We start from the raw sequence: 16,605 nt of genomic DNA on the forward strand, positions 1-16,605 counted from the left end.
CCATTCATCACCATGGCAGACACCAAGACAACCTCCCCCATCATCACCTTTGACAAGGTCAACAAATGGTACGGCAACAACTTCCATGTGTTGCGCGACATTGATCTGAGCGTTGCCAAAGGTGAACGCATTGTGATCTGTGGCCCGTCCGGTTCGGGCAAGTCAACACTGATCCGTTGCATCAACCGGCTTGAAGAGCACCAGCAGGGTCACCTGATCGTCGATGGGGTCGAACTGACCGACGACGTCAAGGCGATCGACCAGGTGCGTAAAGAAGTGGGGATGGTGTTTCAGCAATTCAACCTGTTTCCGCATTTGACAGTGCTGGAGAACCTGACGCTGTCGCCCATGTGGGTTGGCAAGATGCCCAAAAAAGAGGCCGAGGAGAAGGCCATGGTGCAGCTCAAGCGGGTGCGTATCGCTGAACAGGCCGGCAAATACCCGCTGCAGCTGTCCGGGGGGCAGCAGCAACGGGTGGCCATCGCGCGCGCCCTGTGTCTCAAGCCCAAGATCATGCTGTTTGACGAGCCCACCAGCGCGCTCGACCCAGAAATGATCAAGGAAGTGCTCGACGTGATGATTGCCATGGCCGATGAGGGCATCACCATGCTGTGTGTGACCCACGAGATGGGTTTTGCCAAAGCCGTGGCGGATCGGGTGATTTTTATGGACCATGGGCAGATCGTCGAACAGAACAACCCGCACGACTTCTTCAATAACCCGCAAAGCGACCGCAGCAAGGACTTTTTGTCGAAGATTCTTGGCCATTGACCTGTTCAAGGTGCAACACCCAGAACAATTCAGGAGCTACGAACCGTTGCGATGATTGGGCTAGAGGCCTTTTTCATCATCAATTGTGGTCTGTTCGTCCTGCATGTCATCACGGCGCCATTTTTTACGCGGCCTGGGCAGTCTGCCCTTTTGGCCAAGGCCAACTGCATTGGCTCAAGCCACATCGCCTGGCGCTGCCAACTTGTCAACAGAATCCAGCCGATCACCCTTGTTTGCTCTGGCACCGGTTGAGGGCTTGCCTGCCAACCAGCCGCTGGCCGAATTGCGTCGCCTCACCAACATCGGCACACAGGCCGGTACCTTCCGGGCGACCCTGACCGCCGCGCCCCTGCAGCAAGCTCTGCTGTCAGGTCAATCATGCGAGTTCTGGGCATACAACGCCAGCGTGCCTGGCCCGGTGATCGAGGTCTGGGAAGGCGACACGGTCGAGATTCTGTTCATCAACCAGTTGCCCCAGCCCAGCAGCCTCTATTGGCATGGGCTTCCGGTGCCCAGTGATCAAAGTGGTCACACTCTGGATGCGGTTGCACCCGGTGCGCAGCGCGTCTACCGTTTCACGCTGCCCACGGATTGCGCCGGCACCTATTGGTATTACCCACATTCGCAGGGGAATATGGCCGAGCAGGTTTACCGTGGGCTAAACGGCACCTTGGTGGTGCGCAGCCGAACTGACACGCTGGCAAAGTTGCCGGAGCGCCTGTTGGTCTGCACGGATCTCAAACTCAATGCCGATGGCCAGATTGCCAAAAATGATGGCAACGACGCCGTCAATGGCCGAGAAGGCCAGTTCGCTCTGGTCAACGGGCAAAGGCAACCGCTGATTCGCTTCAACCCCGGCGGGCGTGAACGCTGGCGGATCGTCAACGCCAGCAGTGCACGTTATCTGCGCCTTCAGTTCCCCGCCACCCTGCTGACTCTGGTCGGCACCGATGGCGGCCTGCTTCAAACACCGCGTCAGGGTTTGCCAGAATTGCTGTTGACACCCGGCCAGCGCACCGAGCTTGTGATCGACGTGCCGGGCCAGGGTGGCGTGCTGGGCCTTTGGGCGGCACCCTATCAGCGCGGAAAGGTCGGCGGCGTCGCACCCGAACGTGCCCTGAACCTGTTGCGGGTGGACTTTGGCGGCAGCAGGCCGCATGCCCACGATGCACTGCCAACCCAGTTGCGTCGCATCACGTCACTGGGTGAACCGCGGGTGAAAAAACGCGTCGTCATCTCGGAGGAGACTTCGACAGTAGGAGGGGTTGAACACATCGTATTCCTGCTGAATGGTCGCCAGTTTGACAAGGCGCGTGTGGACCTGGGCAGCCGCGTCGCCGAGGTGGAGCAGTGGGAGATCGTCAACGAGTCGGATATGGACCACCCATTTCACATCCAGGGCACCCGGTTCCAGGTCATCGAGTCCGAGCTCGGTGGACGGGTCACACCAGAGCCCGACCTGGCATGGCGCGATGTTGTGAACCTGAAACCTGGCGAGACCGTGCGCATCCGGCTGGTGCATGCCTCGCCGGGTGTACGCATGTTTTACTGCCAGATCCTGGAACAGGCCAACGCGGGCCTGATGGGCCAGCTGATGGTGGTGTAACCGGGACGCAGAGCCGCCCTTGGCCCGACAAGGCAGGCAAACACCAGTCAGCCCAGGGGCGCATATGATCCACTCCCGATGAGAAATGAACAACTGTTGTTAAAGAGCCTGTTTTCACTGGCTTCGATGGTCGAGGCACGCGACCCCTACACCGGCGGGCATCTGTGGCGCGTCTCCCAATTGTCACGATTGATGGCACAGGCCGGCGGCCTGGCTCCGGCAGAGGTGGCCCGGGTCATGGTGGGCGGTTTTCTGCACGATCTGGGCAAGATTGCGGTCCCTGACGCCATTTTGAACAAACCCGATCGACTGACCGAGCAGGAATATGCCGTCATCAAGACCCACCCTTCAGTCGGTCATCGTCTGCTGTCGGATCACCCGCTGGCCGCCTTGGCGCTGCACGCGGTCACTGCCCACCATGAGCGCCCGGACGGTGCAGGTTACCCGCATCGGTTATCGGGTACCGACATTCCACTTGACGCGCGCATTGTGGGTGTTGCCGATGCCTTTGATGCCATGACCTCCACCCGGCCTTACCGGCGCGGAATGTCGATTGACCAGGCTCTGGGTATTGTTGCCGAGTGCCTGGGGTCCCAGTTTGACAGCCACTGGGGCAAGCTCCTGATCACGCTCGGTCAACAAGGCGTCCTGGACCATATCGTGGGGTACAGCGAGCCGAGTATTCCCCTGCAGGATTGCCCGGCGTGTGGGCCTATCGTGGTCATCCATCGGCATCAGGTTGACAGTTCCCTGGTTTATTGCCGCCATTGTGGTGGTGAGTTGAAATTGCTGCGGTCCGATGGCCAGATCAAGCTGATGCCGACCGGTGCATTTGGCGACGCTGCTGCGCTGCAGCCCGCAGTCGAGCATGAAATACTCGACGAACTGGTGGGTCTTGCCAGGACTTGTCTGGCCTCAGACACCACCATCGCCAGCCAATCCGTGTAAACACCCACAATGGAATCCTTGTTTGTTTCAACCGGCGTTGTGACGCTGGCCGACAAGATCCCGTTGAAACTGGTGCATGGCATCGCAGCAGCCATTTTTGCCGCATTGGGTGTCGCCACACTGCTGGGTGCGGGTGCTGGTTTTGGTTTGTGACGGGTCGCCAAACGGCCCCACCGTTTAGCTGCCAGCCACCTTCATCCGGTCGATCAGTACAGAGCCAACGGTCTTGCTGCCATAGTTATAGGAATCGGCTCCGACGGCCTGTATGCCCTTGAGCATGGATTTCATGTTGCCGGCGATGGTGATTTCGTGCACCGGGTCAACAATACGCCCACGCTCGACCCAAAATCCGCTCGCGCCGCGAGAGTAGTCTCCGGTGACGTAATTCACTCCGCTGCCCATCAGCTCGGTGACAAACAGTCCGGTGCCGAGTCGCTGCAGCATGGCGTCCAGATCATCGCCAGCGCGGGTCAGACGTGAAGTCAGCACCAGGTTGTGCGAGCCACCGGCGTTGCCGGTGGTCTTCATGCCCAGTTTCCGGGCGGAGTAACTGCCCAAGAAATAGCCTTGAACCCGGCCTGCGTCCACCACACTGCGCGCGCTGACGCGCACACCTTCGTCATCAAAAGGCGAACTGCCCTTACCACGCAACACAAAGGGGTCTTCCAAAATATCAATATGCTTGGGAAAAACCAGTTTTCCCAAACAATCCGGCAGAAAGGTACTCTTGCGATAAAGCGCGCCACCGCTGATGGCCTGCACAAAACTCCCCAGCAAACCGGCAGCCAATGGTGACTCAAACAAGACCGGGCACTCAACCGTGGCGATCTTCCTGGCACGCAGGCGGCTCAGGGCCCGCTGCGCCGCATAACGGCCAATGGCCTCAGGAGCAGCCAGCTCACCCGCATTGCGCTGAGAGCTGTACCAGGCGTCACGCTGCATATCGTGGCCACGACCGGCAATTGGCGAGACAGAGATGGAATGCCGTGAGCTGGCGTAACCACCGCGAAACCCATGGGTATGGGCGCTGAAAAAATGAGACTGCTGTGCCGAAACCCCGGCACCTTCGCTGTTGGTGATGCGCTTGTCCACTTTCAGTGCCGCCGCTTCTGCCTGCAGAGCCAGTTGCGCTGCTTTTTCACTGTCGATGCTCCAGGGAAAGAACAGCTCCAAATCGCCCCGTTGTTCTGCCTCGGGTACCACGTCGACTGGATCCGGCAGCGCCGCAAATGGGTCTTCCGCAGTGAAACGTGCGATGTCAAAAGCGGCCTGCACGGTCTGCTCGATCGCCGCGGGTGAAAAATCCGAGGTGCTGGCGTTACCCCGGCGCTGCCCGACATGCACGGTAATACCCAGCGATTTGTCCCGGTTGCGCTCGACATTCTCGAGTTCACCCTTGCGGACCGACACATTCAGACCACATCCCTCCGAAGCATGGGCGGCCGCATCGGTGGCACCAAGTTTGCGCGCGTGATGCAGCGCCTGATCCACCAAGCCCTCAAAAAAACTGCGGTTGTACGCAAACCCCTGATCGGGCTGGTTGGAGATCTGATCGGCGCGCGCAGCGAGAGGTGTGGATGTATTGGGTTTTTTCATAGCGGCGGCTATGATACTTGGCTATGTCAAGAAAACTGAAAAAAGGCTACTTCGTACGCGGAGAGTTCGTCGCCGAGGGCAGCGACCGCGATCTTGAGCTCAAGGCCGAACTCAAAGGAACCGACGACCAGAGCCGCACGGATCTGAAACGTGAAAGCACCGAGCTGCAAAAGCTCGGCGAAGCGCTGCTGACCCTGCGCGCCGAACTACTCCAGCAATTGCCACTGACCGACAAGTTTCGTGATGCCATCGCTGACGCCAGGCGGATCACCAATTTCGAGGGCAAGCGGCGCCAGATGCAATACATTGGCAAACTCATGCGCAAGCTCGAAAGCTCGGAGGTGGATGCGGTACGCGCTGCACTGGAAGTGCAAACCAATGGCTCAGCCGCAGAAAACCTGGTGCTGCATCAGAGTGAACAATGGCGCGATCGCATGATCAGAGAAGAAAGCGCCGCGGGTGAATGGATTGCACAACACCCGGAAACCGATTCCCAACAGTTGCGCGCGCTGATTCGTCAGGCTCACAAGGACGCCGTGCCGGAAAAGCCCGGTGCAGCCGTGCGCCATGGCCGTGCCTACCGTGAGTTATTTCAATTGGTACGCGAGGCCCTCACCGCGCGGCCGGACCCTGATCTCGCGCCCATTGTTTTCAGCCCTTCGCGAGAAGCCTCATGAGCACCCTCTATCCAAACGTCAAGATCGGCATCGTTTCGGTCAGCGACCGCGCCTCCAGAGGCGTCTATCAGGACAAGGGGCTGCCTGCGTTGCAGGACTGGTTGGGCCGCGCTTTGAAAAATCCGCTTCAGTTTGAGGCGCGGCTGATCCCGGACGAGCAGACGCAGATCAGCAACACCTTGATTGAGTTGGTGAACGCGGGATGTGCCCTGGTGCTGACCACCGGTGGGACCGGCCCAGCGCCGCGCGACGTGACCCCTGAAGCCACGTTGGCGATCGCGCACAAAACCATGCCCGGTTTCGGCGAGCAAATGCGCCAGGTCAGCCTGAAATTTGTCCCGACAGCAATTCTGTCCCGCCAGGTTGCCGTCATTCGTGACCAGACACTCATCATCAATCTTCCGGGCCAGCCCAAAGCGATCGCCGAGACTCTTGAAGGGCTGAAAGACGCCGCAGGGCAACCGTTGGTTGACGGCATCTTTGCCGCCGTGCCCTACTGCATCGACCTGATTGGCGGACCTTACCTGGAGGTCGATGCAGCGGTCTGCCAGGTATTCCGGCCAAAATCGGCGGTGAGAAGTTTCTTGAACAATGAACGGCCATGAGTCACAGTGCGTCATGAATACCCGCGCAAACCCGGCGACCCGAGACCGTCTCGGCCTTGTGCTGGTTGTCGTGACCGTGATCGTGATGGTGACGGTGGGTTATTTTGCGCACCTGCACCGCACCCGCCAGAAGCACTGTCAAGGAAAGCTTCAAAAACGCCGCAATCGGCGCTCCGGCGATCGGATGTTCAAGCTGCGGGATAACCGCTACTTGCCGACCAGATCGTTGAGCCGTGCCGCCTCAAAATGCTCACTCAAAGTGGCGTCGCCCGGCACACAACTGGCATCGGACCGACTGGCTTGCAGACTGGACACCGCCTGCCACAACATGGCAATCTGATGTTCATGGCCGGAGGCATTGTCAATCAGGCCTCGCATCGCCATGCTCAAGGGATCGTCACTTTGGGTCACGCCGTAGGCTGAAAATCCCATCTTGGACGCCGCTTCTTCGCGCCTGGCGTCGAGCTCGGCCTGGATGATGCGTGCCGGGTTGCCCACCGCCGTCGCACCCGCAGGTACCGGCTTTGTCACCACCGCATTGGAGCCGACCTTGGCACCATCTCCCACGGTAAAACCGCCCAAGACCTGAGCGCCTGCGCCCACCACCACGCCACGCCCCAGGGTGGGGTGCCGCTTGGTGCCTTTGTAGAGCGAAGTGCCGCCCAGGGTGACACCCTGGTAAATGGTGCAGTCGTCACCAATTTCGGCGGTCTCGCCCACCACCACGCCCATGGCATGGTCGAAAAACACCCGGTTGCCAATTTTGGCGCCCGGGTGAATCTCGATACCCGTCAAAAACCGGGTGGTGTGCGAGATGTAGCGCCCCAGCCATTTGAAGCCATGCACCCAGCAGGCGTGCGCCAGACGGTGCAGCAGCACCGCGTGCAGACCGGGGTAACAGGTCAAGACCTCCCAGGTGCTGCGCGCGGCCGGGTCACGGTCGAGGATGCATTGAACGTCAGAGCGGATTCTGGAAAACATGGCTTGAGTCTAATGGGCTTCGGGCAGCCGCAACACCGACACGGGTTTGTTAGCCAGCCGGAGCATGGACTTGGCCATGCCACGCAGGATGTGAATTTCTTCCTGGGTGAGCCCGCTGCGGTTGAACAACTGGTTGAGCCGAGGCATGAGTTTTTTGGGGGCTTGCGGGTCGAGAAAATCAATCGCCACCAGTGCTTCTTCCAGATGCGCCAGCATTCCTGCCACCTGCGCCGCGTCGGCCAGTGGCGCCGCGGCGTTGAGCTGCGTGAGCGGATACGCTGCCAGCGCCTCACGCCAGTCATAGGCAATGACCTGCACGGCCGATGCCAGATTGAGCGAGCCGAACTTTGGATTGGTGGGAATGCTCAGGGCCACATGGCAGCGGTAAACGTCTTCGTTGCGCATCCCGAAGCGCTCGGAGCCAAACAGGAAGGCCATGCCGGAGTTTGAGAATCTATCGACCTCTAGCCCAATAGCAGATTCACTTTTTCGCTCTTTTTTCAGGACAGATTCAAAGTACGCACGGGGCGTCGCCGTGGGTGGCCCGAAGTCGCGCGGGGTCATGGCGGTGGCACACAGGTGGGTCATGCCGTCCAGCGCCTCGTTCAGTGTCGCCACAATGCGAGCCTGGCTCAGCACATCCAGTGCCCCACTGGCACGTTGAATGGTCTCTTCACGCCGCAGCACATTGGGCCAGCGTGGCGCTACCAGCACCAAATCATCAAAACCCATGGTTTTCATGGCCCGCGCGGTGGCTCCCACGTTGCCGGCGTGGCTGGTGTTGATCAGGACGAATCGGGTCTTCATGGTGGGCCGTTAAAATCCGCCGATTGTCGCCGCCCGAGGCCGGTGCCTGTTGCGTGCGGCCATCGCCTGAGTGCACCGACGCCCCTACCTGAAAAATAACCATGACCACTACCAATTTGCACCCCATGATCAATGTGGCCATCAAAGCCGCTCGCGCCGCCGGGGCCATCATCAACCGGGCCGCGCTGGATGTGGAGTCGGTTCGGGTGTCGGAGAAGCAGGTCAACGACTTTGTCACCGAAGTGGACCAGGCCTCCGAGCAGATCATCATCGAAACCCTGCTTGGGGCTTACCCGGGGCACGCCATCTGGGCGGAGGAGTCAGGTCGTGAGCATGGTGCCCAACATTCCGAATTCGTCTGGATCATCGACCCGCTGGATGGCACCACCAACTTCATCCACGGGTTGCCCATCTACTGTGTCAGCATTGCGCTGGCAGTGCGTGGCAAAGTGGAGCAGGCTGTCATTTACGACCCCAGCCGCAACGACCTGTTCACCGCCACCAAAGGGCGCGGTGCCTACATGAACAACCGGCGCATCCGGGTGGCCAAACGCACCCGGCTCAAAGAGTGCCTGATTTCCACCGGCTTTCCCTACCGCATTGACGACGACATCAACCGCTACCTGCGCATGATGGGCGAGATCATGCAGCGCACTGCCGGTCTGCGCCGCCCCGGGGCCGCAGCGCTGGACCTGGCCTATGTGGCCGCCGGCTTTACTGACGGTTTTTTTGAACTCGGCTTGCAGCCCTGGGACGTGGCGGCAGGGTCGCTGCTGATCACCGAGGCCGGTGGCCTGGTGGGCAATCTGTCGGGTGACTCCGATTTCCTGGAGCAACGCGAGTGCCTGGCCGCCAACCCGCGCATCTATGGCCAACTGGTCAGCGTGCTGGGCAAATACAGCAAGTTTGCCAGTGCTGGTGAAAAAGCCACAGTGCGCGCCGCAGTGGCGGAGCTGTCGCAGCAGGAACAGCCCAGCGACGACCAGGCCAGTACCGACGCCCCATGAACCTGACCCTTTGCACCCTGGTTTTTCCTTAAGCTCAGGCGTCACCCCTTCGCCACTCACCCACTGCCATGCAAGCCATCGACCATCCGCCGGGGCTGGAAAAGCACACGCCGATGATGGCGCAGTACCTCGGCCTCAAAGCCGAGCATCCGCATACCTTGCTGTTTTACCGGATGGGGGATTTTTACGAGCTGTTTTATGCCGATGCCGAAAAAGCCGCGCGGCTGCTGGGCATCACGCTGACGCAGCGCGGCCAAAGCGCCGGCCAGCCAGTGGTGATGGCGGGCGTGCCGTTTCATTCGGTTGAGACCTATCTGGCACGGCTGATCAAACTCGGTGAATCGGTAGCTATTTGCGAGCAGGTGGGAGATGTGGCCACAGCCAAGGGGCCGGTGGAACGCAAAGTGGTGCGGGTGGTCACACCCGGCACGCTGACTGACCTGGAACTGCTCAGCGACAAGACCGAGGCCCTCCTGCTCAGCCTGCACCAAGGCCCACGCAACCAGTGCGGGCTGGCCTGGCTGAGTCTGACACAGGGCGTCGTGCAACTGGCCGAATGCACGCTCGATGATCTGGCGGGCTGGGTGCAGCGCATTGGCGCGGGTGAGCTGATTTTCAGCGCCGGCGCCACGCCGGCGTTTGAGGCGCGTCTGCGCGCGCTGCAAACCAGCGTGCCCTGCTCGCTGGTGACGCGACCCGAGTGGCAGTTTGACACCGCACTGGGTCAGCGCACCTTGCTGGCCCAGCTGCAGGCCGCCAGTCTGGCAGCCTGGCAAGCGCAAGACCTGAGTCTGGCGCAGGCCGCTGTAGCAGCGCTGCTGGCCTATGCCGAACACACCCAGGGCCGCGCACTGACCCACATCCATTCGCTGCGGGTGCAGCGCGCCGACGACTTGGTCGAGCTGCCGCACACCACCCGGCGCAACCTGGAGCTGACGCAAACCCTGCGTGGCGAAGAAGCCCCCACCCTGTTCTCGCTGCTTGACACCTGCATGACCGGCATGGGCAGCCGCTTGCTCAAGTCGTGGCTGTTGTCACCCAGGCGTGAGCGCTCCGAGGCACAGCAACGCCTGCGCGCCATCACCGCCTTGCGCCGTGGCACCCTTGGGGCCGAAGGGGCTGGCCCCTGGCAAGACCTGCGCCGCTTGATCAAGGGCAGCAACGATGTCGAGCGCATCACCGCACGCATTGCGCTGCGGCAGGTGCGCCCGCGCGAGCTGATCGGCTTGCAGACAACACTTCAAAAAACAGAGCTGTTAACACCCTTCCTAATTGGGCTGGAAGCCTATTTAACCCACACTTCAGAGGCGTTGCGAGCACCGACTGGCTGCACTGCGTTGCTCACGCGTGCCATTGCCGCTGAGCCTGCCGCGCTGGTGCGCGACGGCGGTGTGATCGCCAGCGGATTTGATGCAGAGCTCGACGAGCTGCGCGCCATCCAGAGCAACTGCGACGGCTTTCTGTTGGACCTGGAAACGCGCGAGCGCGCGCGCAGCGGCATTGCCAACCTGCGTGTGCAATACAACAAGGTACACGGCTTTTTTATCGAGGTGACACAAGGCCAGCTCGACCGGGTGCCCGAAGACTACCGCCGCCGCCAGACCCTGAAGAATGCCGAACGCTTCATTACCCCCGAACTCAAGGCGTTTGAAGACAAGGCGCTGAGTGCCCAGGAGCGTGCGCTGGCACGAGAGAAGTGGCTGTACGAACAGGTGCTCGACACCTTGCAGCCCATGGTGCCTGCACTCACCCAGCTGGCACAGGCGCTGGCCACGCTGGATGCGCTGTGCGCACTGGCCGAGCGCAGCCTGACGCTGGACTGGTGCGCGCCGCAATTCACCCGCGAGCCGTGCATCGACATCGAGGCCGGTCGCCACCCGGTGGTGCAGGCGCGCCTGAACGAGACCAGTGCCGGCGCCTTCATCGCCAACGACACGCATCTGAATGTGCGCCAACGCATGCAGATCATCACCGGACCCAACATGGGTGGCAAGTCAACCTACATGCGCCAGATTGCGGTGATCACGCTGCTGGCCAGCATGGGCAGTTATGTACCGGCCAAAAGCTGCCGGCTTGGCCCCATCGACGCCATTCACACCCGAATTGGCGCCGCCGATGACCTGGCCAACGCGCAGTCCACCTTCATGCTGGAGATGGTCGAAGCCGCACAAATCCTCAACACCGCCACGCCCCATTCGCTGGTGCTGATGGACGAGATCGGCCGCGGCACCAGCACCTTTGACGGTTTGGCACTCGCCAGCGCCATTGCCACGCAGCTGCACGACAAGACCCAGGCGCTGACGCTGTTTGCCACGCATTACTTTGAGTTGACCGAGTTTCCCGCCACTCACCACGGGGCCATCAACGTGCATGTGAGCGCCACCGAGTCGGGCCGTGACATCGTGTTTCTGCACGAAATCCAGAGCGGCCCGGCCAGCAAAAGCTACGGCATTCAGGTGGCCCGACTGGCCGGCATGCCCGCTGCTGTGCTCAACCACGCGCGCCACACCCTGCAGTCACTGGAGGCGCAAGCCAGTCAGCACCAGGCACAGGTGGACCTGTTTGCCGCACCGGTTGCTACAGAGACCGTAGCTGATAGCGCAGTCGAGGCATGGGCTAGGGCACTAAAACCCGATGAACTCAGCCCCCGCGAGGCGCTCGAAGCGTTGTACCAGCTCAAGACGCTCAGCGAGGCGCACTCGTCGACGCGCTAATCGATTTACTATTTTGGCGCCCGCGATAGTGGTCCCTTGGGACGAGTCCTAGGCGCTTGCGAAAACAATTGAGGTTTAGCCAAGGATGCGCATTGGCTTGTTTGCGATGCGTACCCAGCTAACGCGAACGCCCATGCGGTGTCCATCGCTGCGGCCTACGCAGGCAATGCGGCAATCTGAACCCCTGTAGGCTATTTACAGGTTACCGAGTTTTCGGAACAGGGTGCGTTCGCTGATGCCAAGTTGTCGCGCCAGCGCGGGGCGATCACCTTGGTGTGCCGCCACCGCCCAGGCCAGGTAACGGTGCTCGTTTTCTTTGAGTGTCAACCAGGTGCCGTCGATCTCTTTGGGGCGCGTCACCGTGCTGGCTTCCGCTTCGCTCTCCATGTCGAGGATATGCCGTGACTCAATTTCATCACCATCGGCCAGCAGACTGGCACGTTCGAGAAGATTGCGCAATTCCCGAATGTTGCCTTCGAACGGCATGGCCGCCAGCAGCGTCATCGCCTCGGCACTTAAATGCAATTCGCGTCCTGGTGCAACGCGCGAAAGCAGCGACTCTACGAGCAGCGAGAGGTCGGGCGCACGATCTCGCAAGGACGGCGCATAGATCGGAAATGTGTTGATACGGAAGTACAGATCGCGGCGAAAAGCTTCCGCCTTGACCAAAGCTTCCAGATCGCGGTGCGTCGCCGAGATGAGGCGGAAATCCGCAGGCAACACCTCGACACCGCCGACGCGTCGATAGGTGCCGGTTTCGAGCAATCGCAACAGTTTGACTTGCAGGGCCGGCGGCAGATCCCCAATCTCGTCAAGAAACAAGGTGCCGCCGCTGGCCGACTCGATGAGGCCTTGTTTGCGGTGCGTCGCGCCGGTGAAGGCACCTTTCTCGTAGCCAAACAGTTCGCTTTCGAACAGGGACTCCGTCAAACCTGAGCAGTCAACCGGCACGAACGGCCGGGCCGCGCGCGCACTTCCCTCGTGGATTGCCCGAGCCATAAGTTCCTTGCCGGTACCGGTTTCACCCAGCAGCATCACCGCCGCCATTGACGGTGCTACGCGCATCACCCGTGCCAGCATCCGCGTAAAGGCTGGTGAGCGCCCAACCAAACCCTGCGACGCTGGCCGACTGCTGGCTTGGCGCACCACGCGCATCGTCTCGACGTAAAGGGTTCTCTCGCCGTTGTCATCGCGGATTGGCGTCGTTTCCACATCGACATGCTCTTCGCCATGCGCGGTGTAGTGAAGATGGAGTACGCGCTCTTTCTGGTTACTGCTTCGGCTCGCCTGCAGGGGACAAGATTCACCCGCCTGATCACAGGGCACGCTGAATCGGTGCGAAATTTCATAACAAAGGCGTCCAACTACCGGGCCGTTGTTGCTGAAGTCGCGCAGATAGGCCTGATTGGCTGAGAGTATTCGGTAATTGGCATCCATCACGATGCTGGGTTCGTCGAATGAATCCAGAAACGAACTGATCTTGTTTAGGTTCATGCCTATCTTCCAGGGTTTTTGGGTGCCAATTATGGCAGTCTCGTAGTTTAACTGCCGCCATTTTTTGCCAATGATCCGATTCAATGGCGACGAAGCAGAAAAATAATCAACATTATCAACGAGTTACAGAATCGTCTTATTGGCTCGGTTTGTGCAATCACTGTTGCCACAGATTCATCGATTTCATACTCCCTGATTGGGAGAACCATCATGAGCCAGACCGATCCGCAACATCAATTGACGCAACTGCAGAAGTCACATCAACACTGTTTATTTATATGCCAATAGTGGAGTTGATGATTTCAATGTTGTCGGTTTACATCCTCTTGCGTTCGATGCGCATGCCCGCCAGCTGGTTTTCAGCCTGCTCCTTGGCTCGAAAGGTCAATCAATGAGTGTCATCGTTGAGACGGTACAGGGCCGTGCTGAAAACTGGGCATTGACAGAACAGTGGAAATTCGGACCAAACGGGACCCAAGCGCATTCGCGCTGCAACCACATGAACAAGCCCCCGATACAGAAAGCCTCCATCAGACACGGTTGCCAGCTAGCGCTTTTTTGATAGCTATTACCGCTTTAAATAACAGCGGTTGCGGCTTTTTCAACAATGAACAGACTCGACATAAACCATGTTACGCAGGCACCTAAACCAAATGAGTGGTCCAGCAGTGCAATGAACAAATATGGAGCCATTTGCCAAGGCTGCATCGGAATTTACCTCTGGTGTGCTACGGAGACTGGCAAGCAAAACTTTGTGCAACTAATTGAGGAAAGTCAACATGAGTGACAACCAAAACAACGATCAGCTAGTGAAAGACCTGCTCAAACGGGTGGAAGCGCTTGAGAACGCGGCTCCCAAAGACCAGCTTACCCTGGGTGTCATGAGCGGCGATCTTGAGCACACGATGGGTGCGTTCATGATCGCACTCGGGGCAACAACTTTCGACACAGAAGTCGACATGTTCTTCATGCTCCGGGCTACCGCAGCACTGGTTGATCCGAGCAAGGCCAAACAGGACATGCCTGACGCGGCGCGCGCATTGCAGCCATCGGAGATCAAGTTTGATTTGAAGAAACACAACGCCATGCCACTTGAAGAGCTCATCCGCAACGCCGGTGAACTCGGGGTGCGGATCACTGTCTGCAACCTGTCTCTGGATCTCATGGGCATCAAGCGTGAAGACCTGATCGACTACCCGAACCTGAAATTTGCCGGTGTTGCCACCTTAATCGACATGTGTAGCCACTCGAAGCAATGCTGGTTCATGTAAAAGATTTTTTAAACCCATTTTTTAAACCATCAGAAAAGGCGAAATACCATGAATGCTAGCGAATTAAAAGCACTGACGATCGGCAAAGTCATTGATGCCCGTGGCACTGCTTGCCCTGGGCCCATGCTCGAAGCAAAGCGCGCCATTGGCGAAGTTGCTGTGGGTGGGGCCATGGAAGTGCAATCTTCTGACAGCGGCACCATCATTGACATTCAGCGTTGGTGCAAGAAGATGGGCCACGAGTATCTCGGCGATGTCGAGAATGATGGGTTCTGGAGCGTTTACCTGCGTCGGAAGGTCTAAAAGTGAGCACCCCCGACAGCAAAGATGCACCGAAGATCCTCGTGTTCTCAACGAACGCGATCTCGGATCCGGGAATTGACCAAGCTGGCAGTGCACATTTGCACTATTCGACAGCCGTTCAGGTCATTCCCTTGCCCTGTTCCAGCGGTGTCAAGCCATCTTGGATCGTTCACGCCCTCGAACGTGGCTTCGACGGTGTATTTATTGCCGCCTGCGGGGGTGACTGTGCCTATCTGACCGATTGCACATCGCGCACCAGCACACTGGTTACGCGCGCGCAAACGATGATGAAAGAGCACGGCATCAGTCCCAAGCGACTGAAGATGGCCGGGCTCTGTTCCGTCTGCGCGGACAACTTCGTTGTTCACATGAACAAATACCAACAGGAGTTAAAGTCTCTTGAAGCCTAATACTGAAACACGTCCGCTGGACTACGATGTGATGGTGGTGGGTGCTGGCGTTGCCGGCATGGAAACCGCTGCCTCGATGGGCGATATGGGATACCGCGTGTTGCTGGTGGACAAAGACGCCAGCATTGGCGGCAGGGCCATCTTGCTGAGCAAGGTATTCCCGACGCTCGATTGCGCGAGCTGCATCGTGACGCCAAAAATGGCGTCTGTCTCGCACCACCCCAATGTGCAAATCATGACCTACAGCGAGGTCGATAGCGTTGTGCGCAACGCCGACGGCTCGTTCGCTGTCGATCTGCATAAGAAGGCGTCTTACGTTGATTTTGATGCTTGCACGGGATGCGGCAAGTGTGAAGAGATTTGCACGGTCACGGTACCCGATCAGTACAACTACGGTCTGGTCACACGCCGGGTGGCGCATATTCCTTTTCCGCAGGCCATCCCCAAAAAGGCGGTGATTGACCGGCGTGGCGAAGCACCCTGCACCTTCACTTGTCCGGGCAACGTCAAGGCCAGCGGTTATATCTCGCTGGTCAGGGCGGGGCGCTACAAAGAGGCGTTTGACCTGCATCTGGAAAACGCACCACTGGTCGGCAGCCTGGCGCGGGCGTGTTATGCGCCTTGCGAATCCGACTGCACGCGGGGCGACAAAGAAGGAACGGTTCAAATCCGTGGCATCAAGCGCTTTATGGCTGACCACTACTACGCTGAGCATCCTGAACCCGAATACGGTCCGGTTGAGCACCAGCTGGCAACACGGGTTGCCGTGGTCGGCTCTGGCCCGGCGGGCTTGAGTGCTGCGTTCTATCTGGCGCGCGAAGGTCACCAAGTCACAATATTTGAGGCCGAGAGCAAGCCCGGTGGCATGCTGCGTACGGCTATCCCCCCGTATCGTTGCCCCAACGATGTGGTGGACCGTGATATCAAGAACGTCACGGCGCTGGGTGTCAAAATCAAGACCGGCCATCGGGTCACCGATTTGACTGAGCTCAAGCAGCAGGGCTTCAATGCCATTCTGATCACCACGGGTGCATCGGATGAAAACGGCCTGGATATTGATGGCCACGATCTGGACGGCGTCATGGGTTGCATGCATTTCCTGCATGAGATCAATATCGGTACCAAGCCCGATGTCAAAGGCAAAACCGTCATGGTCATTGGTGGCGGCAACTCGGCAATGGACCCGGCGCGGGCGGCTATCCGCATGGGTGCCAAGCGGGTCATCATCAACTACCGTCGCGGGCGCAAGGAAATGCCTGCGCATGAATGGGAAATTGACGGTGCCATTGAGGAAGGCGTTGAGCTCATGCTGATGAGCGCGCCGACCAAGTTCATTGGCAAGGACGGCAAACTGGTGGGTGTCGAATGCATCACCATGGAACTCGGCGAGCCCGACGAGAGCGGTCGCCGTCGTC

General features: G+C 59.2%; 16 protein-coding genes. 12 read left to right on the plus strand and 4 right to left on the minus strand.

Features of this window, described 5'->3' with window-relative positions:
* The first annotated feature begins 12 nt into the window (after positions 1–12).
* From KBF66_RS05120 to KBF66_RS05135, 4 genes are all read left to right on the plus strand, one after another.
* Positions 13–771 carry an amino acid ABC transporter ATP-binding protein gene (locus KBF66_RS05120; RefSeq protein ID WP_296653318.1) on the plus strand — a complete coding sequence of 253 codons (759 nt, stop codon included), beginning with the start codon at positions 13–15 and terminating at the stop codon, positions 769–771.
* A 202-nt stretch (positions 772–973) separates the two neighbouring features.
* Positions 974–2,377 carry a multicopper oxidase family protein gene (locus KBF66_RS05125; RefSeq protein WP_296653321.1) on the plus strand — a complete coding sequence of 468 codons (1,404 nt, stop codon included), beginning with the start codon at positions 974–976 and terminating at the stop codon, positions 2,375–2,377.
* A gap of 78 nt (positions 2,378–2,455) precedes the next feature.
* Entirely contained in the window at positions 2,456–3,325 is an 870-nt protein-coding gene (locus KBF66_RS05130) for an HD-GYP domain-containing protein (RefSeq protein WP_296653324.1), read from the plus strand.
* A 9-nt stretch (positions 3,326–3,334) separates the two neighbouring features.
* Positions 3,335–3,478 (plus strand): hypothetical protein, encoded by a 144-nt coding sequence (locus tag KBF66_RS05135; RefSeq protein ID WP_296653326.1) that lies wholly within the window; start codon positions 3,335–3,337, stop codon positions 3,476–3,478.
* 24 nt (positions 3,479–3,502) lie between these two features.
* Here the strand turns inward: KBF66_RS05135 and pmbA are convergent, their stop codons facing one another.
* Positions 3,503–4,921 (minus strand): metalloprotease PmbA, encoded by a 1,419-nt coding sequence (gene pmbA, locus KBF66_RS05140; protein ID WP_296653330.1) that lies wholly within the window; start codon positions 4,919–4,921, stop codon positions 3,503–3,505.
* A gap of 23 nt (positions 4,922–4,944) precedes the next feature.
* Here pmbA and yjgA point away from each other — a divergent pair, with 23 nt between their 5' ends.
* Positions 4,945–5,598, plus strand: coding sequence for a ribosome biogenesis factor YjgA (gene yjgA / locus KBF66_RS05145; protein ID WP_296653334.1), 654 nt, complete (start codon positions 4,945–4,947; stop codon positions 5,596–5,598).
* Complete coding sequence (gene mog / locus KBF66_RS05150) at positions 5,595–6,203, plus strand: molybdopterin adenylyltransferase (RefSeq protein ID WP_296653337.1); 609 nt, start codon at positions 5,595–5,597, stop codon at positions 6,201–6,203. Before yjgA ends, mog begins: the two co-directional genes overlap by 4 nt.
* A 207-nt stretch (positions 6,204–6,410) precedes the next feature.
* On the opposite strand, the gene cysE is transcribed toward mog, so the two are convergent.
* Both cysE and KBF66_RS05160 read right to left on the minus strand, forming a co-directional pair.
* Complete coding sequence (gene cysE, locus KBF66_RS05155; protein WP_296653340.1) at positions 6,411–7,184, minus strand: serine O-acetyltransferase; 774 nt, start codon at positions 7,182–7,184, stop codon at positions 6,411–6,413.
* A gap of 9 nt (positions 7,185–7,193) precedes the next feature.
* Complete coding sequence (locus tag KBF66_RS05160; RefSeq protein ID WP_296653345.1) at positions 7,194–7,991, minus strand: RNA methyltransferase; 798 nt, start codon at positions 7,989–7,991, stop codon at positions 7,194–7,196.
* A 101-nt stretch (positions 7,992–8,092) separates the two neighbouring features.
* Between KBF66_RS05160 and KBF66_RS05165 the strand changes: the two genes are divergently transcribed.
* Both KBF66_RS05165 and mutS read left to right on the plus strand, forming a co-directional pair.
* The gene (locus tag KBF66_RS05165) at positions 8,093–8,998 is read left to right on the plus strand and encodes an inositol monophosphatase family protein (RefSeq protein ID WP_296653349.1); all 906 of its coding nucleotides are present in this window, start codon (positions 8,093–8,095) and stop codon (positions 8,996–8,998) included.
* A gap of 68 nt (positions 8,999–9,066) precedes the next feature.
* On the plus strand, positions 9,067–11,712 hold the full coding sequence (gene mutS, locus KBF66_RS05170; protein WP_296653354.1) for a DNA mismatch repair protein MutS: 2,646 nt from the start codon (positions 9,067–9,069) through the stop codon (positions 11,710–11,712).
* A gap of 195 nt (positions 11,713–11,907) precedes the next feature.
* Here mutS and KBF66_RS05175 read toward each other — a convergent pair whose 3' ends face one another.
* Positions 11,908–13,206: a sigma 54-interacting transcriptional regulator gene (locus KBF66_RS05175; protein WP_296653358.1), complete on the minus strand. Its 1,299-nt coding sequence runs from the start codon at positions 13,204–13,206 to the stop codon at positions 11,908–11,910.
* 779 nt (positions 13,207–13,985) lie between these two features.
* Here KBF66_RS05175 and KBF66_RS05180 point away from each other — a divergent pair.
* The 4 genes from KBF66_RS05180 to KBF66_RS05195 form a co-directional block, all read left to right on the plus strand.
* Positions 13,986–14,477, plus strand: a complete 492-nt coding sequence (locus KBF66_RS05180) for a DsrE/DsrF/DrsH-like family protein (RefSeq protein WP_296653362.1) — start codon at positions 13,986–13,988, stop codon at positions 14,475–14,477.
* A 48-nt stretch (positions 14,478–14,525) separates the two neighbouring features.
* Positions 14,526–14,780: a sulfurtransferase TusA family protein gene (locus KBF66_RS05185; protein WP_296653365.1), complete on the plus strand. Its 255-nt coding sequence runs from the start codon at positions 14,526–14,528 to the stop codon at positions 14,778–14,780.
* Positions 14,781–14,782: 2 nt separating this feature from the next.
* Complete coding sequence (locus KBF66_RS05190) at positions 14,783–15,190, plus strand: hydrogenase iron-sulfur subunit (RefSeq protein ID WP_296653368.1); 408 nt, start codon at positions 14,783–14,785, stop codon at positions 15,188–15,190.
* Positions 15,180–16,605, plus strand: a 1,426-nt coding sequence (locus KBF66_RS05195) for an FAD-dependent oxidoreductase (protein WP_296653372.1), incomplete at its 3' end; no start/stop codon positions are given. The genes KBF66_RS05190 and KBF66_RS05195, both read left to right, overlap by 11 nt.

Source organism: Rhodoferax sp. (assembly GCF_018063565.1).
In the GTDB taxonomy this organism is placed as follows: domain Bacteria; phylum Pseudomonadota; class Gammaproteobacteria; order Burkholderiales; family Burkholderiaceae_C; genus Rhodoferax.